General features: G+C 56.1%; 20 protein-coding genes and 1 pseudogene. 9 read left to right on the forward strand and 12 right to left on the reverse strand.

From position 1 onward, the window contains the following. Position 1: 1 nt before the first annotated feature. Together L383_RS15460 and nasR are read right to left on the reverse strand one after the other, a co-directional pair. Positions 2 to 1249 carry a CmpA/NrtA family ABC transporter substrate-binding protein gene (locus L383_RS15460; RefSeq protein ID WP_023330586.1) on the reverse strand — a complete coding sequence of 416 codons (1248 nt, stop codon included), beginning with the start codon at positions 1247 to 1249 and terminating at the stop codon, positions 2 to 4. A gap of 226 nt (positions 1250 to 1475) precedes the next feature. Beyond that, positions 1476 to 2660 carry a nitrate regulatory protein NasR gene (gene nasR, locus L383_RS15455; protein ID WP_023330587.1) on the reverse strand — a complete coding sequence of 395 codons (1185 nt, stop codon included), beginning with the start codon at positions 2658 to 2660 and terminating at the stop codon, positions 1476 to 1478. 72 nt (positions 2661 to 2732) lie between these two features. Between nasR and L383_RS15450 the strand changes: the two genes are divergently transcribed. From L383_RS15450 to L383_RS15440, 3 genes are all read left to right on the forward strand, one after another. Continuing rightward, positions 2733 to 3086: a DsrE/DsrF/TusD sulfur relay family protein gene (locus L383_RS15450; RefSeq protein ID WP_014884187.1), complete on the forward strand. Its 354-nt coding sequence runs from the start codon at positions 2733 to 2735 to the stop codon at positions 3084 to 3086. A gap of 106 nt (positions 3087 to 3192) precedes the next feature. After that, positions 3193 to 4977 carry a methyl-accepting chemotaxis protein gene (locus tag L383_RS15445; RefSeq protein WP_014884188.1) on the forward strand — a complete coding sequence of 595 codons (1785 nt, stop codon included), beginning with the start codon at positions 3193 to 3195 and terminating at the stop codon, positions 4975 to 4977. Between the two features lie 211 nt (positions 4978 to 5188). Continuing rightward, a complete protein-coding gene (locus L383_RS15440) occupies positions 5189 to 5428 on the forward strand; it encodes a DUF1883 domain-containing protein (RefSeq protein WP_010432930.1) in 240 nt (79 codons plus the stop codon). A gap of 30 nt (positions 5429 to 5458) precedes the next feature. Here L383_RS15440 and L383_RS15435 read toward each other — a convergent pair whose 3' ends face one another. Beyond that, positions 5459 to 6154: a gamma-glutamylcyclotransferase gene (locus L383_RS15435; RefSeq protein WP_023330588.1), complete on the reverse strand. Its 696-nt coding sequence runs from the start codon at positions 6152 to 6154 to the stop codon at positions 5459 to 5461. 177 nt (positions 6155 to 6331) lie between these two features. Continuing rightward, positions 6332 to 6562, reverse strand: coding sequence for a putative cation transport regulator ChaB (gene chaB / locus L383_RS15430; RefSeq protein ID WP_014884191.1), 231 nt, complete (start codon positions 6560 to 6562; stop codon positions 6332 to 6334). Positions 6563 to 6831: 269 nt separating this feature from the next. Between chaB and chaA the strand changes: the two genes are divergently transcribed. Beyond that, positions 6832 to 7932: a sodium-potassium/proton antiporter ChaA gene (gene chaA / locus L383_RS15425; RefSeq protein ID WP_014884192.1), complete on the forward strand. Its 1101-nt coding sequence runs from the start codon at positions 6832 to 6834 to the stop codon at positions 7930 to 7932. A gap of 115 nt (positions 7933 to 8047) precedes the next feature. Here chaA and kdsA read toward each other — a convergent pair whose 3' ends face one another. The 6 genes and pseudogenes from kdsA to hemA all read right to left on the reverse strand — a co-directional run bounded on the left by kdsA (position 8048) and on the right by hemA (position 13092). Then, positions 8048 to 8902 carry a 3-deoxy-8-phosphooctulonate synthase gene (gene kdsA / locus L383_RS15420; RefSeq protein ID WP_014884193.1) on the reverse strand — a complete coding sequence of 285 codons (855 nt, stop codon included), beginning with the start codon at positions 8900 to 8902 and terminating at the stop codon, positions 8048 to 8050. Between the two features lie 36 nt (positions 8903 to 8938). Beyond that, positions 8939 to 9748, reverse strand: a complete 810-nt coding sequence (sirB1, locus tag L383_RS15415) for an invasion regulator SirB1 (protein ID WP_008499515.1) — start codon at positions 9746 to 9748, stop codon at positions 8939 to 8941. 35 nt (positions 9749 to 9783) lie between these two features. Continuing rightward, a pseudogene (locus tag L383_RS26345) lies at positions 9784 to 9873 on the reverse strand (siroheme synthase); the annotation flags it as partial. Positions 9874 to 9881: 8 nt separating this feature from the next. Continuing rightward, positions 9882 to 10712, reverse strand: coding sequence for a peptide chain release factor N(5)-glutamine methyltransferase (prmC, locus tag L383_RS15410; protein ID WP_014884194.1), 831 nt, complete (start codon positions 10710 to 10712; stop codon positions 9882 to 9884). Then, positions 10712 to 11794, reverse strand: a complete 1083-nt coding sequence (gene prfA, locus L383_RS15405) for a peptide chain release factor 1 (protein ID WP_014884195.1) — start codon at positions 11792 to 11794, stop codon at positions 10712 to 10714. The genes prmC and prfA overlap by 1 nt, the downstream gene beginning before the upstream one ends. A gap of 41 nt (positions 11795 to 11835) precedes the next feature. Further along, positions 11836 to 13092 (reverse strand): glutamyl-tRNA reductase, encoded by a 1257-nt coding sequence (hemA, locus tag L383_RS15400; RefSeq protein ID WP_008499512.1) that lies wholly within the window; start codon positions 13090 to 13092, stop codon positions 11836 to 11838. 201 nt (positions 13093 to 13293) lie between these two features. Between hemA and lolB the strand changes: the two genes are divergently transcribed. The 4 genes from lolB to dauA all read left to right on the forward strand — a co-directional run bounded on the left by lolB (position 13294) and on the right by dauA (position 17648). Then, a complete protein-coding gene (lolB, locus tag L383_RS15395; RefSeq protein ID WP_023330589.1) occupies positions 13294 to 13905 on the forward strand; it encodes a lipoprotein insertase outer membrane protein LolB in 612 nt (203 codons plus the stop codon). Next, positions 13902 to 14771, forward strand: a complete 870-nt coding sequence (ispE, locus tag L383_RS15390) for a 4-(cytidine 5'-diphospho)-2-C-methyl-D-erythritol kinase (protein WP_023330590.1) — start codon at positions 13902 to 13904, stop codon at positions 14769 to 14771. The genes lolB and ispE overlap by 4 nt, the downstream gene beginning before the upstream one ends. A 125-nt stretch (positions 14772 to 14896) precedes the next feature. Then, positions 14897 to 15844 carry a ribose-phosphate diphosphokinase gene (gene prs / locus L383_RS15385; RefSeq protein WP_003856663.1) on the forward strand — a complete coding sequence of 316 codons (948 nt, stop codon included), beginning with the start codon at positions 14897 to 14899 and terminating at the stop codon, positions 15842 to 15844. Positions 15845 to 15968: 124 nt separating this feature from the next. Further along, on the forward strand, positions 15969 to 17648 hold the full coding sequence (gene dauA, locus L383_RS15380) for a C4-dicarboxylic acid transporter DauA (protein WP_014884198.1): 1680 nt from the start codon (positions 15969 to 15971) through the stop codon (positions 17646 to 17648). Here dauA and L383_RS15375 read toward each other — a convergent pair. Both L383_RS15375 and ychH read right to left on the reverse strand, forming a co-directional pair. After that, positions 17634 to 18692, reverse strand: coding sequence for a MerR family transcriptional regulator (locus L383_RS15375; protein WP_023330591.1), 1059 nt, complete (start codon positions 18690 to 18692; stop codon positions 17634 to 17636). The two genes, dauA and L383_RS15375, sit on opposite strands and share 15 nt — an antisense overlap. Before the next feature lie 119 nt (positions 18693 to 18811). After that, positions 18812 to 19087, reverse strand: a complete 276-nt coding sequence (gene ychH, locus L383_RS15370) for a stress-induced protein YchH (protein ID WP_008499505.1) — start codon at positions 19085 to 19087, stop codon at positions 18812 to 18814. A gap of 274 nt (positions 19088 to 19361) precedes the next feature. On the opposite strand from ychH, the gene pth reads away from it, so the two are divergent. Continuing rightward, positions 19362 to 19946, forward strand: coding sequence for an aminoacyl-tRNA hydrolase (gene pth, locus L383_RS15365; RefSeq protein WP_014884200.1), 585 nt, complete (start codon positions 19362 to 19364; stop codon positions 19944 to 19946). The last annotated feature ends 101 nt before the right edge of the window (positions 19947 to 20047 follow it).

Consider the following 20047-nt stretch of genomic DNA (forward strand, 5'->3'; position numbering starts at 1 on the left):
ATCAGGCCCCTTTACGGTGAATGGCAAAACGGTTGGCGTACCCTTCCGGATCGGTTCCGTTCCAGACGGTACCGTCCATCAGCGTGCTGCTGCGATACGGTGATGAGGGTGTGGAGAGTCCGCCGACGGCGGTGGCAGCATCCTGCCAGACCGCGGTCTGGTTAATGCGCTGCGCAATACCCACGTAATCCGGCGCGGCTTTAAGCAAGCCCCAGCGGCGGAACTGGGTTAAGAACCACATGCCGTCAGAGAGGTACGGATAACTGACGGCACCCTCGTTGAAGAAACGGATCGGGTGCGCGTCCTGCCAGCGCTGCCCCAGACCGTTGTCGTATTCCCCGAGCATTCGCCCGGTGAGATACTGTTCTTTGCAGTTGAGCCACGCCCGGCGCGAGAGGATCTGCGCGGTTTCACGTTTGTTTTCCGGGGACGCCTCTATCCAGCGCGCGGCTTCCATCACGGCGCTCACCAGCGCCCGGGCGGTGTGCGGATTTTTCTCCACCCAGTCGCGACGCGTGCCGAGAATTTTTTCAGGATGATCTGCCCAGATGGACTGCGACGTGGCAGCGGTGAAGCCAATGCGGTCGTTAATCGCCCTCGCGTTCCAAGGCTCACCGACGCAAAAGCCCACCATGTTGCCAATGCGCATGTTCATCACCATCTGCGGCGGCGGCACCACCACCGTGCGCACGTCATCGAAGGGGTTAATGCCTGCGCTCGCCAGCCAGTAGTAAAGCCACATGGCGTGCGTTCCGGTCGGGAAGGTGTGCGCGAAAGTGTAAGTGCCAGGCGCCTGCTGCCCGACCAGCGTTTTCAGCCCGTCAAGATCGCGAACCCCCTTCTCCGCCAGATCGCTGGAGAGCGTAATGGCCTGACCGTTCTGGTTAAGCGTCATCAGGTTTGCCATCTGCTGCGGCTTGCCTGCAATACCCAGTTCAAGCCCGTACAGCAGACCGTAAAGAATGTGCGCGGCGTCCAGCTCCCCCGCCACCAGCTTGTCGCGTACCGCTGCCCAGCTCGCCTCTTTGGTGGGGACGATGGTGATACCGTATTTTTTATCAAAGCCTTTCAGGGCTGCGATAACCACCGGCGCACAGTCGGTCAGCGGGATAAATCCGATACGTACCGTCTCCTGCTCCGGTTTATCCGAGCCTGCCGCCCAGGCAGCCTGCATGACACCCGGTAATAACACTGCGCCACTCGCCAGCATGCTGGCCTGCAAAAACCGTCGTCTCGACAAATCCGCCATGACCACTCCTGAAAAAAGCCAAAAAAAAGCGCCCACAGTGCCGAAGCACCGCTGGACGCCTTTATCCCGAAGACTGATGCACCGCCGTTGGCGCACCGTCAAAAATGGTTAATTCAATAATGCAAAGTCAATGCCAGGTTTGAACACCCTGTTTCAGGGCCGACAGCCGGGTTTTGCTCGCCATTACGCACCCCAATCAGGCACAACATGCCCACTGATTGTGCAGCTACTCCTTTGGGGTTATCTGCCACACGCTTTTCACCGTAAGCAGCGCCCGGGCGATATCCACCATGCGCTGATTCTTGTCCATCGCCATTTTGCGCAGCGTTGTCCAGGCCTGCTCCTCACTCATATTCTGGTGGGTCATCAGCACGCTTTTTGCTTTATCAATGGTTTTTCGCTCCTCAAGCGTATCGCGCAGCGACGCAAGCTGACGGGAGAGCTGCTCAATCTCGCGCGCCTGCTGGCGAACCAGAGGCAGCAGGGGTTTATCCGGGTAATGCGCCAGCGGGTCCTCCAGTTCATCTGCGAGATGCGGATAGACCTCGTCACGCTGAATCCGCTCATCCACCGCGACCATCAGATCGGCAATGATTGTCTCCTCCAGCGCGCGCAGATGCTCCAGCCGCGCCGTTTGCAGCGCAAACCACGCCAGCGCGGTATGGCCATTATCCGCGGCAGGCTGGCGGGTACAGGCCACGCGCCGGAGTTGCTCCGTCTCACGGTCGGGCTGGCAGTTGAGGGAGAAAGTGGCCTGAACGTCAGCCTGACTGTGGGAGAGGAAGATCTCAAAGCAGGCTTGCTGCCCGTCAATGCGATCTACCAGTCTCTGGCGGGTAACGTCATCAAAAAAACCCTGCGTGAAGCCTATCGCCCCCAGGGCCCGCTCTTGTCCCGCCAGCTCTTTCCCCTGCATCAGGCTGTAAAGGGCGACAAACCGGCCCGCGATTTGCGGATCGTCAATGCTGTCATTGAGTTGCGGCACGATACTGAGCAGATGGCGAAGCATGCGGGAGTAATGTTCCATGGCCTGCGGGGCCGTCAGGGTTTGTTGACTCACCCCGTCACGCAGCGCGGGAAGTGTGTCCAGCGTATGCAGTGCATTACCGATACGTTCGCAGACGGCGCTCCCCGGGAGGAGGGACTGCTTGCCAAGTATCGTATTCAGCGCAGCAAGATTTTCGTCTACCAGTGCCCGGCTGGCTTTGCATTCAGGCGCGTAGAGCTTACCCTGTGAACAGAGCCAGACGTTGGATGCCCCGCGCTCGCACTGTAGCATATGTACCAGTTGGCTAATGCCGTGCACCAGCACGTTCAGCTCTGCCAGCTTGCTGAGCTGCTCCCGGCGCATCAGCCTCGCGCGCTGAAGCCATTCGGTTGCACCTGGCGAAATGCCAGCCATTAATGTCATGCTTACTCTCCCGGACAGCGAAACTCCGGAGAACTAAGCAATATTCGTGCCTTTATAAGAACAGGAGTCAACATGCAGAAGATTGTGATCGTCGCCAACGGGGCGGCCTACGGCAGCGAATCTCTTTTTAACAGCCTGCGTCTGGCCATTGCGCTACGTGAAAAAGAGAGCGACCTGGCATTACAGATTTTTTTAATGTCGGATGCCGTCACCGCCGGGCTGAAGGGCCAAAAGCCGGCAGAAGGCTATAACATTCAGCAGATGCTGGAGATCCTGACCGCGCAAAATGTGCCGGTGAAACTGTGCAAGACCTGTACCGACGGACGCGGGATTACCACTCTGCCGCTGATAGAGGGCGTAGAAATCGGGACGCTGGTTGAGCTGGCCGAATGGACGCTGACCGCAGATAAAGTATTAACTTTTTAATAATAATCCCGTAAAAATATTATTTTCTTATGGACGCGGTTTCAGCATCAAGTTTACCTGCGGGGTTGCCGATAGGCATGGAAACAACACAGCAGGTATTTCACTTATGTTCAGATCGATTCGCGCACGTATTATCGCCACGACGACAGGTTGCCTTGTCGTCGCCCTTCTTCTCAATACCGTTATTAACTTCCAGGTCACGCGCCAGGATAACCAGCAGTCACAGCGCGATATATTGACCAGTACCAGCGCCAGCCACAACATGGCGATTGCCGACTGGGCCAAAAGCAAAATGACGGTGATTACCTCCGCACAAAGCGTCGCGCTGGCTGACGACCCGGTTCCGGTGTTTAAACAACTGGCGCAGGCGGGGGGATTCACTAACGTCTATGTGGGTTATGCGAGCAAGACGGCGAAGTTTTCTGAACCTGCGGGTGTCCCGGCGGATTATGATCCGACCATTCGTCCCTGGTATCAGCAGGTGGTGAGCACGGACGGCCCGGTAGTGACGGCACCCTATGTTGATGCCGGTACCGGAAAGCTGGTGGTGACGTTTGCTGTACCGGTGAAAGAAAATGGCGTCCTGAAAGCGGTTGTGGCGGGCGATGTCGCCATGGATAGCGTCGTGGCAAACGTGCGCGGCATCCACCCAACACCCGCCAGCAGCGGGCTGCTCCTGAACAGTGACGGTACCGTGATTGCCGCCAACGATCCGGCTTTGACCCTGAAGCCGTTTGCCGAGACGATCAAAGGGATCGACTTTGCGGCGCTGAAACGCGGTAATCCGGTCGACGGAACCCTGAATGATGTAGACAAGACCTTCATTGCCTCAGCCGTGCCGGGCACAAACTGGCTGCTGGTCGTCGCGCTCGACAACAGCGATGCCACCTCCGGCATGCGTTCCCTGCTGAAAGCGTCGGCGATTTCGCTGGTGATCCTGGCACTCCTGAGCGGCGCCATTGTTCACGTCCTGATTGCCCGTCTGCTGAAGCGCTTGTCTGACATTCGTGATGCGATGCATAACATTGCCAACGGAACCAACGATCTGTCCCAGCGTTTGCCGGACAGCGGCAATGATGAAGTGGCGCAAATTGCGCAGGCCTTTAATGCCTTCAGCGATAAGCTTTCCGTCGTGATGGTACAACTCCGTGACGCCAGCGCGTCGGTGAAAAATGCCGCGCAGGAAATTGCGGCTGGCAACCAGGATCTTTCCGGGCGTACCGAGCAGGCGGCGTCCAGCCTTCGCGAGACCGCCAGCGCGGTGGAGCAGATCACCGCCTCCGTCACGCAATCGAATGAATCGGCAGCGGAAGCGAACGATCAGGCAAGCAAAGCGTCTGCGGCTGCCGCGCGCGGTGGTGAAGTGGTTTCTCAGGCCATCAGCACAATGCAGTCCATCGAAGTGGCGTCCGCAAAAATTGGTGATATCACCAGCGTCATCGACGGTATCGCCTTCCAGACCAACATTCTGGCGCTGAACGCCTCCGTCGAGGCGGCGCGTGCCGGTGAGCAGGGCCGCGGATTTGCCGTGGTAGCCGGGGAAGTGCGTAACCTCGCCAGTCGTAGCGCCCAGGCGGCGAAAGAGATCAAATCCCTGATTGATTCCACCACCGATAGCGTGGCGACCGGTTCGCGCTATGTGCATCTGGCCGGTGAAAGCATGGATGAGATCCGCTCCAGCATCGGCAGCGTCTCCGGCATCATGCGCGAAATATCCATCGCCACCAGCGAACAGATGAAAGGCATCCATGAGATTAACCATGCGGTGACCCATCTCGACAGAATGGTGCAGCAGAACGCCGAGCTGGTGGTGCAGTCCGCCGCCGCCGCAGGTGCTCTGCAGAGCCAGGCGGGCGACCTTGCTGAAACGGCCGGCCATTTCCGCATTTAATGTTCCCCCGGCGCGCGTTTCGCGGGTAAAACGCGCGCCAGCCTAACTTTTGAGGAATTTTGTCATTTTTGTTTAATCGTTATGCCATTTTTTGATCAAAATCAGCATCCCGACTCTCCCCCTTTGGTGTTATGCAACGAGTGAATTGTGAACAACATCACGCTCGGATATGGCTGCAGGGAGAGCGTTGTTTAAGACTACGGGGTAAAAAATGGCACTGGTAAAAACAAGTTTGAAACTGTTCGGCGGGGATACGGTAGTGGTGCGTTGCTCAGAACGCTGCCGCATACATCTCATGAGTTCAAAAGCGCAAAAGCAATCCCAGGCGGATATTCTGACCGTGCAGGATGATAAAGCGTGGCTTACCGTGCCGTATACCGGCACATGGGATGTGCTGATCGACAGCCACAGTCAGTCGCTGGAGCATTCCGTCAGCTACGTGGCAGCATAAGAGTAAACGCCCGGCCAGCCGGGCGTATTATCAGGCAAAACCCGGTCGCAGCGTGCTGTTGACAGGGTTCCCTTCCAGCAGCGCCCTCACCTTTACCACCAGCTCATTCAGACAATCGTCCTTCATGCCGAGGCGGGTCAGCTCCTGATCGAGGGAGAAGAGATACTGCGCGTTGGTGCCCAGCGGCCCGCTGGCGGCGGCAATCAACGGGGCGATGACCTGCGTGCGGGTATCCGCTTCATACAGCGGATGGCGTGGATCCATAATAAACACCAGCGCATTGACGGTACGTCCATCGTCAAGCTCCAGCTTGCACCAGCTCGGCATATAGCAGCCGGTGATCATCTCGCGCTTCCAGAGCAGCGTCAGCTCCTCTTCGAGCGTGGCATCCGGGAGGCGATACGCCACGCCCGTGGTGCGTCCGCCCTCTTTCAGTGCAAGCATGCGACCAGGCTGACACGCACTGCCGCGTCCGGCCGTCAGGCGCAGACAAAATGCGCGGTGCCAGCCAGGCAGCGTTCCCGTTGCCGATTCGACAAATTCCAGAGCCGGGTTCCACATCAGCGAACCGTAGCCAAAAATCCATACCGGGCCATCATCCGGGCGGCAGGCAAGCGTGGCAGCAAGCGACGCCGCACGTTGTTCAGCTGACCAGAGAAGCGATTCCTCAATAGCACCAAATGCCGTCTTACAATCTGCCTTCATTAAGAAATCACGCGTTAACACTTTACACCTCCGCCACTGCATGCTTCCTTGCGACATCTGTAATGCGCCTTCCCGGCATTTTTTTCTGGTCATTTTGCCAGCAGTGAAATAACGATAAGCAATTAGCGGACCAGTTGCAATACAACGGAAGTTCAACCGCCTGAAAAGTCAAAATGAAGGCAGCGAATTATTTCACGGCTATTTCTTTTTATGCCATTTATCATCGTCTCCTTTCTCGTAGTCATGTTTAACTGCGGCCCAGGCGACCTTATGCGCCGTCTCTTCCCGGCTGGCATCATCCCGGCGATCGTCTTTATCTTTGTACTGATCCCAGGCGCTGTTAAACGCTTCCTTGTAGATATCCTGCGCGTGTTCAGGCAGGACATTTTTCACGTTATCAGGTAATTCGCGTTTCGTTTTGTAGGGCATCACTAACCTCTCTTTTCGGTAAAGAGATAAGTGTGGACGACGATATGCCATGGTGCCACCCAACAATAATTAATGAGCAAATTAAAATTATAATTCATTGTTATTTAATATTTATTTATGAGAGATATGACATTATAGACTTCAAAGAATAAAAACATCACAAAGGGTAAAATTAAGTAAAAAATATAAGGTATTTAACAGATTTCTGTTAATTTAATCTCCTTAAAATCTATCTATAATTACAAGCACCTGCATTGATGGAGAAGCACATGACAGCAACACACGAGGCGGTAAAGACCCGCCACAAGGAGACGTCACTCATTTTCCCGGTTCTGGCACTGGCTGTGCTGCTCTTCTGGGGAAGCAGTCAGTCACTGCCAGTGGTGGTTGGTATCAATATTCTTGCCCTGGTCGGTATTTTAACCAGCGCATTTAGCGTCGTTCGCCATGCGGACGTATTAGCCCACCGTCTGGGCGAGCCGTACGGTTCGTTAATTCTGAGTCTTTCCGTTGTTATTCTCGAAGTCAGCCTGATTTCCGCGCTTATGGCGACCGGCGATGCTGCCCCGACGCTGATGCGCGATACCCTCTACTCCATCATTATGATTGTGACAGGCGGCCTGGTGGGCTTCTCGCTGTTACTGGGCGGGCGTAAATTTGCGACCCAGTACATGAACCTGTTTGGTATTAAACAGTACCTGATTGCCCTCTTCCCGCTGGCAATTATCGTGCTGGTCTTCCCGATGGCGCTGCCAGGTGCAAACTTCTCCACCGGTCAGGCGCTGCTGGTCGCGCTGATTTCCGCAGCCATGTACGGCGTTTTCCTGCTGATTCAGACCAAAACGCACCAGAGCCTGTTTGTATACGAACATGAAGATGACGGCGACGACGATGACCCGCACCACGGTAAGCCGTCAGCACACAGCAGTGTGTGGCACACGGTTTGGCTGATCGTGCATCTGATTGCGGTCATTGCGGTCACCAAAATGAATGCCAACCCGCTGGAGACGCTGTTAACCGAGCTGAACGCCCCGGTGGCCTTTACCGGTTTCCTGGTGGCGCTGCTGATCCTGTCCCCTGAAGGACTGGGGGCGCTGAAAGCGGTGTTGAACAATCAGGTGCAGCGTGCAATGAACCTGTTCTTCGGCTCCGTGCTGGCGACCATATCACTCACCGTACCGGTGGTGACGCTGATTGCCTTTATGACGGGGAACGAACTGCAGTTTGCGCTGGGCGCGCCGGAGATGATTGTGATGGTGGCCTCGCTGCTGCTGTGCCAGATCTCCTTCTCCACCGGACGCACCAACGTGCTGAACGGTGCGGCACATATGGCGCTGTTTGTGGCGTACCTGATGACGATATTTGCCTAGCCTCTTTGCCCAGCGGCGCTTCGCTTGCAGTGCCTACAGGTTTTGTAGGCCGGGTAAGCGCAGCGCCACCCGGCAATATGTCCTATAAAAAAACCCGCCGAAGCGGGTTTTTTTATTAGTTGCTGGTATCCAGCTCGTCGAAGTTCTTCACCAGATCGTCAATCGCTTTGATCTGCTTCAGGAACGGCTCCAGCTTATCCAGCGGCAGTGCGGACGGACCATCGCATTTCGCGTTAGCCGGATCCGGGTGCGCTTCAATGAACAGACCCGCCAGACCCGTTGCCATACCGGCGCGCGCCAGCTCGGTTACCTGTGCGCGACGACCGCCAGACGCGGCACCAAACGGGTCACGGCACTGCAGGGCGTGAGTCACGTCGAAGATCACCGGAGACTGGTTAGAGACGTTCTTCATCACGCTGAAGCCCAGCATATCCACGACCAGGTTGTCATAACCGAAGTTTGCACCACGGTCGCACAGGATAACCTTGTCATTGCCGCCTTCGATAAACTTGTCGACAATGTTCCCCATCTGGCCAGGGCTCACGAACTGTGGTTTTTTCACGTTGATGACCGCGCCGGTTTTCGCCATCGCTTCCACCAGGTCCGTCTGACGGGCCAGGAATGCCGGAAGCTGGATCACGTCTACCACGTCCGCTACAGGCTGTGCCTGCCAGGACTCATGCACGTCGGTGATCACTTTCACGCCAAACGTCTGTTTCAGCTCCTGGAAAATCTTCATGCCCTCTTCCAGGCCCGGGCCACGGTAAGAGTGAATGGAGGAGCGGTTGGCTTTGTCAAAAGAGGCCTTAAACACGTACGGGATGCCCAGCTTCTGGGTCACGGTCACGTAGTGCTCGCAGATACGCATGGCGAGATCGCGGGATTCCAGCACGTTCATACCGCCAAACAGCACGAACGGCAGGTCGTTTGCTACCTTGATATCACCAATGCTAACCACTTTTTGTTTCATAGGATCGCCTTATTCAGGTGTGAATCGGAATTAAGATTAATGCAGTGTAATTTGTTTGTGCGAGATCGCGTTGATCTGCGCGCGAATCATTTCGCTAATCGGATCTTCCGGGCACTGCTCAACGAAATAGCTCAGATCGTTCAGCGCAACGTGTTCGCAGTCGAGCTGGGCATAGATAAGCCCGCGGTCGCGAATTTCGTAGGGATCTTCCGGATTAAACTGCAGCAGCACTTCGCTGGCACGCAAGGCCAGCTCCATCTGACGCTCTTCCATCAGCGCTGATTTCAGCGTATCCAGCAGCTTGCGGATCACTTCGGCGTTATCGGCCTCGTCGAGATCTTCGTTAAAGAGCTCGGCGACCGGGCTGATGTTGCCTTTCAGCCAGACGTCCAGCGTATGCTCATCCAGCGTATCGCCGTTAAACGGATTAATGAGCCACATCTCGCCGTCCAGCCACTCCGCCCGCAGGATCATCTGCGTCGGGAAAATGACCGGCACCAGTGGAATATCCAGACGGTGCGCGACCCACAGCAAAATAGAGCCCAGCGCAACGGCGCTGCCCTGACGGTTTTTTAAGACCTGGTCCAGCCATAATGCGTCAGACAGGCGATACACGCCACGCGTGTCGCAGAAACCCCATTCGCCGTAGAAAAGCTCAAGCAGCTTCTCTAATTGCCAGTCCTGCGGGCGCGCCTGATTGATCTCTTCACGCGCCAGGCTGACCAGATTCTCCAGTTCATCGTAAACGTACTGCGACGTAAAATCGTCGCGTATCATCTCCGAAATCAGGATCATGCCATCGCAAAGCGGCACTTTATTAAATTCGAAATCGGCTAAGGACTTCATGACTTACCCCAGTAACGCCCGAACGTACAGCTACCCCCGGGCGCGATAAAACTCAAAACAATGTAGATGATAACGCCAAACCGCCTTTCAGTCAGCCTTACGCCTTTATCAGTAAATGGCAGATAGCCTTGCTTCACGCCCACTGGCCTAGCGTCAACCGTTCATTACCGCCGTAGTCGCGGCAGGTTTCCACTGCGGTATAACCCGCTTGCGTAAACAGCGCACGTACGGCTTCCCCCTGCGTCCAGCCATGTTCCACCAGCAGCCAGCCGCCGGGAAGTAAATGTTGCCGTGACGTTGTCACTATGTGATCAAGATCGGCTAACCCTGCGTTAGCCGCAACCAGCGCCGTCAATGGCTCGAAACGAACATCGCCCTGCGCAAGGTGCGGGTCGTGCTCGTCAATATACGGCGGGTTACTGACGATCATCTCGAACGAGCGAGTCTCCAGCGCGCTAAACCAGCTGCTTTGCAGCACGGTCACGTTAGTCAGCCCGAGACGCGCCACGTTACGCTGCGCCAGGGTCACCGCGTCAGGCATCACATCCACTGCCGTCACATCGCAATCCGGACGCTCGCTGGCAAGCGCCAGCGCGATAGCACCCGTTCCTGTTCCGAGATCGAGAATGCGGCTGGCCGCAGCCGGCAAACGCGCCAGCGCCTGCTCCACCAGACATTCGGTATCCGGGCGTGGAATCAGCGTTGCCGCTGAGACATAAAGCGGGAGCGACCAGAACTCACGTTCACCGACAAGATGCGCCACCGGCTCACCGTTTTTACGGCGGGCAAGCAGCGTAGCGAGCTGCGCTTGCTGCTCAGCGGTCAGTGGCGTCTCACCGAATGCCAGCAGATACGTACGGGCTTTACCCGTTACATGCTCCAGCAAAATTTCGGCGTCGCGTTTTGGGCTTTCGCTTGCGGAAAGCTCACCGGCGGCCTCACGTAACCAGCGCTGAAAATCCATTATTCCTGCTCGGACAGCGCCGCCAGCTGGTCGGCCTGGTATTCCTGCACGATAGGCTCAATCAGCATATCCAGCTTCCCTTCCATCACCTCGTCCAGACGGTAAAGCGTCAGGTTAATGCGGTGGTCGGTCACGCGGCCCTGCGGGAAGTTGTAGGTACGGTTACGGTCGCTGCGATCGCCGCTGCCCAGCAGGTTACGACGCGTCGATGCTTCCGCCTGCTGGCGTTTCGCCATTTCGGCCGCGTGGATACGCGCGCCCAGCACGGACAAGGCTTTGGCTTTGTTTTTATGCTGCGAACGCTCGTCCTGACACTCCACCACAATACCGGTTGGCAGGTGAGTAATACGGATAGCGGAATCGGTGGTGTTAACGTGCTGGCCGCCCGCACCAGAGGAGCGGAAGGTGTCGATGCGCAGGTCCGCCGGGTTGATGTCCGGCAGTTCCGCTTCCGGCAGCTCTGGCATCACCGCCACCGTACAGGCAGAGGTATGAATACGCCCCTGAGATTCCGTAGCAGGCACGCGCTGCACGCGATGACCGCCAGATTCAAACTTCAGACGACCATACACGCCGTCGCCGCTGATCTTGGCGATAACCTCTTTATAGCCACCATGCTCGCCGTCGTTAGCGCTCATGATTTCCACGCGCCAGCGACGCGATTCAGCGTAGCGGCTGTACATGCGGAACAGATCCCCGGCAAACAGCGCCGCTTCATCACCGCCGGTACCGGCGCGGACTTCCACAAACGCGTTACGCTCGTCGTCCGGATCTTTTGGCAGCAGCAGCACCTGAAGCTGTTGCTCCATCTCTTCAGAACGCGCTTTCGCATCCTGTAACTCTTCCTGCGCCATCTCGCGCATTTCAGGATCGTCGAGCATCATCTGCGCGGTTTCGATGTCTTCCTGAACCTGTCGCCAGTCGGTAAAGCATTTAGAAACATCACTTAACTGCGCGTACTCACGCGAGAGTGCGCGAAAACGTTCCTGGTCCGCAATGGTCCCGGCATCCCCGAGCAGCGCCTGGACTTCTTCATGGCGCTCGTGCAGAGCTTCCAGTTTAGCGACGATAGAAGGCTTCATAGGCGTAAGTGCACCTTGTCTTAGAAAATGGGTATAGGGCGCTATTCCAGCCCGAGGCTGTTGCGCAGAATAGTCAGGCGTTCATCATCCCCGTCACGGGCAGCCTGTTGAAGAGATTTGGTTGGTGCATGGATCAGGCGGTTGGTCAGTTTCCACGCCAGATCCTGCATAATAGCCTGTGCGTCGCCGCCCTGTTCAAGGGCCGCTAACGCTTTGGCAGTCAGGTCATCACGCACCTGCTCCGCCTGCCCGCGATACTCGCGGATGGTCTCGCTGACGCTTTGCGCGCGCAGCCAGGCCATAAACTCGCTGGTTTCCTGCTCAACAATGGTTTCCGCCTGTACCGCCGCCGCTTTACGCTGAGCGAGGTTGTGCGAAATGATGCTTTGCAGGTCGTCAACGCTGTAAAGATAGGCGTTCGCCAGTTTACCGACTTCCGGTTCAACATCACGCGGGACGGCGATATCCACCAGCAGCATCGGCTGATTTCGACGCGACTTCAGCGCGCGTTCCACCATCCCTTTACCGATGATTGGCAGCGGGCTGGCGGTAGAACTGATAATAATGTCCGCCTCTTTCAGACGTTCATCGATGTCGCTCAGCGCAACCACTTCTGCGCCCACCTCATCCGCCAGTACCTGCGCACGTTCGCGGGTGCGGTTCGCGATAATCATCTTTTTCACTTTATGCTCGCGCAGATGGCGCGCCACAAGTTCGATGGTTTCGCCCGCGCCCACCAGCATCACGGTGACGGTGGAAAGGGACTCAAAGATTTGACGTGCAAGGGTGCAGGCTGCGAAAGCAACAGAAACCGCACTGGCACCAATGTCGGTTTCGGTTCGCACACGCTTCGCCACGGAGAACGACTTCTGGAACATACGCTCCAGTTCACTGGCCTTCAAATGCCCTTTTTGCGAATCCGCAAAGGCTTTTTTCACCTGACCGAGAATCTGCGGCTCGCCCAGCACCAGTGAATCCAGACCGCTGGCGACGCGCATCAGATGGCTGACCGCATCATTATCCTGATGCCAGTACAGGCTATTACGCAGCTCGTCTTCGTTGAGATTGTGGTAGTCACATAACCAGCGGATCAGCGCTTCATGCAGGTTATCCTGCTCTTCCACGCTTAAATACAGCTCGGTACGGTTGCACGTCGAGAGCACCACGCCCCCTTGCACCATGGGTTGGGCAAGCAGGCTGTCCAGCGCCAGGTCAAGCGTATCCGGCGAAAACGTAACGCGTTCTCGCAGCGAAACCGGGGCCGTTTTGTGGTTAATACCGAGTGCTAATAGGGTCATGTTGAGCGGGAGTAGTACCAGCGTTAATAAGGTTAGCAGGACGCATCATACAGGATGCGCGAGATCAATAAAAGAGACCGCCTCCTTTCGGAGTAATAGCTTACGCATTGCTTTGAGATAATTTGAACGTAGACGGTGAGACTGCGGGACGCTAGCATTAACAGTTATAACTGCAACGTATCTCAAGGATTTGTCCTCATTATGACCCGACTGATTCGCCTGCTGCCTCTGGCGGCACTGGTTCTGACCGCATGTACTGTCACCCAACCAAAAGGCCCGGGCAAAAGCCCTGATTCACCGCAGTGGCGTCAGCACCAGCAGGACGTCCGCAATTTGAGCCAGTATCAGACCCGCGGCGCCTTCGCCTATCTCTCTGATGAACAAAAAGTGTATGCGCGTTTCTTCTGGCAGCAAACCGGGCAGGACAACTATCGCCTGCTGCTGCTGAACCCGCTCGGCAGCACCGAACTGGAGCTTATCGCTAAACCGGGCGAAGCGCAGATCACCGACAATAAAGGCCAGCACTACACCGCGACCGATGCCGAAGAGATGATTGGCAAGCTGACCGGGATGCCGATCCCGCTGAACAGCCTGCGCCAGTGGATCCTCGGCCTGCCGGGTGACGCCACCGACTACACCCTGGACGATCAATACCGTCTGAGCCAGGCCAACTACACCCAGAATGGCAAAACCTGGAAAGTGGTATACAACGACTATGACAGCAAGAGTAAACCATCGCTGCCATCAAATATGGAGCTGACACAGGGCAGCCAGCGCATCAAGCTCAAAATGGATAACTGGATCGTTAAATGATGACCCACTGGCCTTCTCCGGCAAAACTGAACCTGTTTTTATATATCACCGGTCAGCGTGCTGACGGCTACCATACTCTGCAAACGCTGTTTCAGTTTATTGACTATGGCGACACGATCGCCATTGAGCCGCGTCAGGACGGGCAGATTTGCCTCCTGACACCGGTCGAAGGCGTGGCGCATGAAGACAACCTGATCGTGCGTGCCGCGCGCCTGCTGATGAAAGCGGCAGCGGAGTCGGGGCGGCTGCCCGCGGGAAGCGGTGCGGACATCAGTATAGAGAAGCGCCTGCCGATGGGCGGCGGTCTGGGCGGCGGCTCATCTAACGCCGCCACGGTGCTGGTTGCCCTGAATCACCTCTGGGGCAGCGGGCTGTCGCAGGACGAACTGGCCGCCCTGGGCTTGACACTGGGCGCGGATGTTCCGGTGTTTGTTCGCGGTCATGCGGCCTTTGCCGAGGGCGTGGGGGAAATCCTTTCCCCGGTCAACCCGCCGGAAAAATGGTATCTGGTTGCTCACCCCGGCGTGAGCATTCCGACCCCGGTCATCTTTAAAGATCCTGACCTGAAAAGAAATACCCCGATTCGGTCAATAGAAACGTTATTAAATTGTGAATTCAGCAACGATTGCGAGGATATCGCAAGAAAACGTTTTCGCGAGGTTGATGCGGTGCTTTCCTGGCTGTTAGAATACGCGCCGTCGCGCCTGACTGGTACAGGGGCCTGTGTCTTTGCTGAATTTGACACCGAATCCGCCGCTCGTCAGGTGCTTGAGCAAGCGCCGGATTGGCTGCATGGTTTTGTAGCGCGTGGGATGAACATCTCCCCCCTACAGCAGGCCATTCTGACGCAGACTGAGTTTCGGTGACAACGTCACCCTGTTCCAGACGTTGCATCGCGCTCTTTAATACACCGCCTGGATAGCCTTCGCCTGGCCCGCACAGTTTGCGGCGAACGCTATCCACCACTGGACGCATGCCTGAGGTTCTTCTCGTGCCTGATATGAAGCTTTTTGCTGGTAACGCCACCCCGGAACTAGCACAACGTATTGCCAACCGCCTGTACACTTCCCTCGGCGACGCCGCTGTAGGTCGCTTTAGCGACGGCGAAGTCAGCGTACAAATTAACGAAAATGTACGCGGTGGTGATATTTTCATCATCCAGTCCACCTGTGCTCCAACGAATGACAACCTGATGGAACTGGTTGTTATGGTCGACGCCCTGCGTCGCGCTTCCGCAGGCCGTATCACTGCTGTAATCCCCTACTTCGGCTATGCCCGTCAGGACCGTCGCGTCCGTTCCGCGCGTGTGCCAATTACCGCTAAAGTCGTTGCTGATTTCCTCTCCAGCGTCGGCGTTGACCGCGTACTGACCGTTGACCTGCACGCAGAGCAGATCCAGGGCTTCTTCGACGTCCCGGTTGATAACGTATTCGGCAGCCCAATCCTGCTGGAAGACATGCTGCAGCTGAACCTGGACAACCCGATCGTGGTTTCTCCGGACATCGGCGGCGTGGTACGTGCCCGTGCTATCGCTAAGCTGCTGAACGATACCGACATGGCGATCATCGACAAACGTCGTCCACGCGCTAACGTTTCTCAGGTGATGCACATCATCGGTGACGTTGCTGGCCGCGACTGCGTGCTGGTTGACGATATGATCGATACCGGTGGCACGCTGTGTAAAGCCGCTGAAGCGCTGAAAGAACGTGGTGCGAAACGCGTATTTGCTTACGCAACTCACCCGATCTTCTCCGGTAATGCGGTGAACAACCTGCGTAACTCCGTCATTGACGAAGTTGTGGTATGCGATACCATCCCACTGAGCGACGAGATCAAGGCACTGCCAAACGTGCGTACCTTGACCCTGTCCGGGATGCTGGCCGAAGCGATTCGTCGTATCAGCAACGAAGAATCCATCTCTGCAATGTTCGAACACTAATCGAACACGGCCGAAAAACCCGCTGCGGCGGGTTTTTTTGTCTTTAGGTTTTATTTGTATGATTAATGCCTCCTTCACCTGCCATTCATATGACAGATGATGCGCACTCGGATGATAGATAATTGTGAAAAACGTAGCCTCCTCACATGTTCTGCCCTTTCGCGCCCTCATCGACGCTTGCTGGAAAGAGAAGTACACCTCGTCACGTTTTGTCCGTGACCTGATTGCCGGGATCACCGTCGGCATTATCGCCATACCGCTGGCGATGGCGCTGGCGATTGGTAGCGGCGTTGCACCACAGTACGGCCTCTACACCTCGGCCGTTGCCGGGATTGTCATCGCCCTGACCGGTGGTTCACGCTTCAGCGTCTCCGGCCCGACCGCCGCTTTTGTGGTGATCCTCTACCCGGTTTCGCAACAGTTTGGTCTTGCAGGCCTGCTGGTTGCCACCCTGATGTCAGGCCTGTTTTTGATTCTCTTTGGCCTGGCCCGCTTTGGCCGCCTGATTGAGTACATTCCCCTTTCCGTCACGCTCGGGTTCACCTCAGGGATCGGGATCACCATCGGAACCATGCAGATCAAAGATTTTCTCGGTCTGCAGATGCCTCATGTACCGGAACATTATCTGCAAAAAGTAGGCGCGCTGTTTATGGCACTGCCTACGGCCAACCTGGGCGACGCCGCCATCGGGATTGTGACGCTGGGTACGCTGATCGTCTGGCCTCGTTTAGGGATTCGTCTGCCGGGTCACCTTCCCGCGCTGCTGCTGGGTTGCGCAGTAATGGCTATCGTCAATATGTTCGGTGGTCATGTCGCGACAATCGGCTCGCAGTTCCACTATGTGCTGGCGGACGGTTCTCAGGGTAGCGGCATTCCGCAACTGTTACCGCAACTGGTACTGCCGTGGGACATGCCTGGCTCCAGCTTTACCTTAAGCTGGGATTCCCTGCGCGCCTTGCTTCCCGCCGCATTCTCTATGGCAATGCTGGGGGCCATTGAATCGCTGCTCTGCGCCGTCGTGCTCGACGGCATGACCGGCACCAAACATAAAGCCAACAGCGAACTGGTCGGTCAGGGGTTAGGCAATCTCATCGCCCCGTTCTTTGGCGGTATTACCGCAACGGCAGCCATCGCCCGTTCAGCGGCGAACGTGCGCGCGGGAGCAACCTCCCCCGTTTCGGCGGTTATCCACTCCGTGCTGGTGATCCTCGCTCTGCTGATCCTTGCCCCGCTGCTCTCCTGGCTGCCGCTTTCCGCTATGGCCGCGCTGCTGCTGATGGTGGCCTGGAACATGAGTGAGGCGCATAAGGTGGTCAACCTGCTGCGTCGTGCACCAAAAGACGACATCATCGTAATGTTGATCTGTATGTCGCTGACGGTGCTGTTCGATATGGTTATCGCCATCAGCGTCGGGATCGTGCTGGCTTCCCTGCTGTTTATGCGCCGCATTGCACAGATGACGCGCCTTTCGCCGGTCAACGTAGAGGTGCCTGATGATGTGCTGGTGCTGCGCGTAATTGGCCCGCTGTTCTTCGCCGCGGCGGAAGGCCTGTTCAGCGAACTGGAAACTCGTATCGCGGGCAAACGGATTGTGGTATTGAAATGGGATGCCGTACCGGTGCTGGATGCCGGGGGCCTGGACGCCTTCCAGCGCTTCGTACAACGTCTGCCGGAAGGCTGCGAGCTGCGGGTGAGTAACCTGGAATTCCAGCCGCTGCGCACCATGGCGCGCGCGGGCGTACAGCCGATCCCTGGCCGACTCTCTTTCTACCCTAACCGGGAAGCGGCGTTAGCGGATCTGTGATTCACCTGATGCGGAGAAACGTTTCTGCATCATTATCCCGATGGCCTGCTGGAGCCATGCCAGCACAGCAGGCGACATCCATGTTCCTTTCATCAGCTGCGGCTCCTGCTGCATGGCCGCGCGAAACTTTTGCTGGGTTTCCGGGTTTGTTCCCGCATACGACTGGAATAACGCCAGCCAGTTTTCAGCCAGCTTTTGCGCCTCCTCACAGGCAGGATCGATATTTTTCCGCTGCGCCTGATGCAGTTTCGCCACCAGCGGCGGCCACTCCATCATGCGGTCAAAGTAGTGTGCCCTGGTAAAGGCCATCTCTTCGGCGGTGAGATACTTCTCCCATATGTTGAGCTTAGATTCAGCAAACGCCCGGGTAATGTACTCCGTCATCTCCGGCGTGATGCCAGTCTGCGCCTGCATTTGCGGCTCAACGCTGTGCATTTCGTTCAGCCGGGTAAGAAACTCTGGCTTGCCCGCCGTGTCCTGCTCCAGGCGTTCCATCCAGCGCGTCGCCAGCTCCATGGCTCGCGCATCCGTAACGGGGATATGTTGCTCCAGAAGTATGTTGGCCTCTGTAACCAGCCCTGACCAGATAGCCGCCAGTGCCTCCTTCTGCACCGCAAACGGCAGCTGCTGTAACTCTTCTTTGCTAAACCAGCGATCGTACATATTCATTAACTCCAGCGTCTGTAGCCAGGATTCCAGATCCGGCGTCGCATCGTCGCGAAGCCCGGTGCGCAATTCCACCAGCCGGTCGCGCAGCGTATGTATGCTGCAAAGCTGTTTATCCAACAGCGTGATTTGCGCATCGAGTAACTCGGTTAACGACAGCGACGCCTGTTCCAGAAAATCCCTGATTTCAGCAAGTTCCAGCCCCGCTTTTGCCAGCGTCTGGATCATGTGCAGACGCTGGACATCTGCCAGGTTGTAAAGCCGGTAACCTGCCGCACTTCTGGCAGAAGGCAGCAACAACCCTGTTTGCTCATAGTGATGCAATGTCCGCACGGTGATACCGGCCCGTTTCGCAAGCTCACCCACCTGAATCAACATAATTGCTCCTTTTTACTTTGCCAGTGCACCCACTCTGGAGCCTTACGTTACGTGAGGGTCAATACTCCATGCAAAAAAAACGACTCCCTTGGGAGTCGTTCGGTGTTCTTTATCAGGTACTAGCTGTGCTTGTGCTGATCCCTGCGACAACGTTTATCATAATGGCGCACCCACCAGTATTTATCGCAGACTTCTTCATGTCCGCTCACGCGCGCCCCGGCAAGCCACAATACTGCACCGAGGAAAATGCTCAGTACCGCGCCATGCGCGAAGTATTGCGGGAGATCAAGCTGCGGCAATTGGTTTAAAATTGAATAACCCACGCCGACAACCATCACGAACAGCCCCAACCCCATCAGCACGTTACCGAGTAACGAAGCGTTTTTGCGTTTCATGTGTCACCTCCGGAACTTTGGGTTGTCAGGGGAAAAGCCCCTAATCCTTGTGTGTAAAGTATAGACAACGCCCCTTTTATGAGTTGCGTGAATGATCACATTTACGGATAACTCCTAAACAAAAGTTTACAAATAAGGCGTTGAACAGCTTGAAATTCTAATTGTTCAGATGAGTAATTATTCGACTTTCGCCGTGACGATTGCAGAATTTTGTCAAGCGGCGCGCCAGACAGTAAACTACGCGCCAGATCTGGAACCCATTAGGAATTGAATCGTGACGATTAAACTGATTGTCGGCCTCGCCAACCCGGGCGCAGAATATGCGGCCACTCGCCACAATGCCGGGGCATGGTATGTTGATCTGCTGGCCGAGCGGTTGCGTGCTCCCCTGCGCGAAGAACCTAAATTCTTCGGCTATACCTCACGTATCAACCTTGCTGGCGCAGATGTGCGCCTGCTGGTACCCACCACCTTTATGAACCTGAGCGGTAAAGCCGTGGCGGCAATGGCAACGTTTTATCGCATCAATCCGGATGAAATTCTGGTGGCTCACGATGAACTGGACCTCCCACCCGGCGTGGCAAAATTCAAACTGGGCGGCGGGCACGGGGGCCATAACGGTCTGAAAGATATTATCAGCAAGCTGGGCAATAACCCGAATTTCCACCGTCTGCGCGTAGGAATCGGCCATCCGGGCGATAAAAACAAAGTTGTTGGTTTTGTGTTAGGTAAGCCCCCGGTTTCTGAGCAGAAACTGATTGACGAGGCGGTAGACGAAGCGGTGCGCTGCACTGAAATCTGGCTGAAAGATGGCTTAACCAAAGCGACAAACCGCCTGCACGCTTTCAAAGCGCAATAATCCGCCCGATACGGCTTTTTTACCGCGCGTGATGCGGGTTACGTGTATAATAGGCAGAGTTATTTACTTTTCATCAATCGGTTATCGTTAACCGATTGATT

It is taken from the genome of Enterobacter sp. MGH 37, assembly GCF_000534515.1.
GTDB classification, from domain to species: Bacteria; Pseudomonadota; Gammaproteobacteria; order Enterobacterales; family Enterobacteriaceae; genus Enterobacter; species Enterobacter kobei.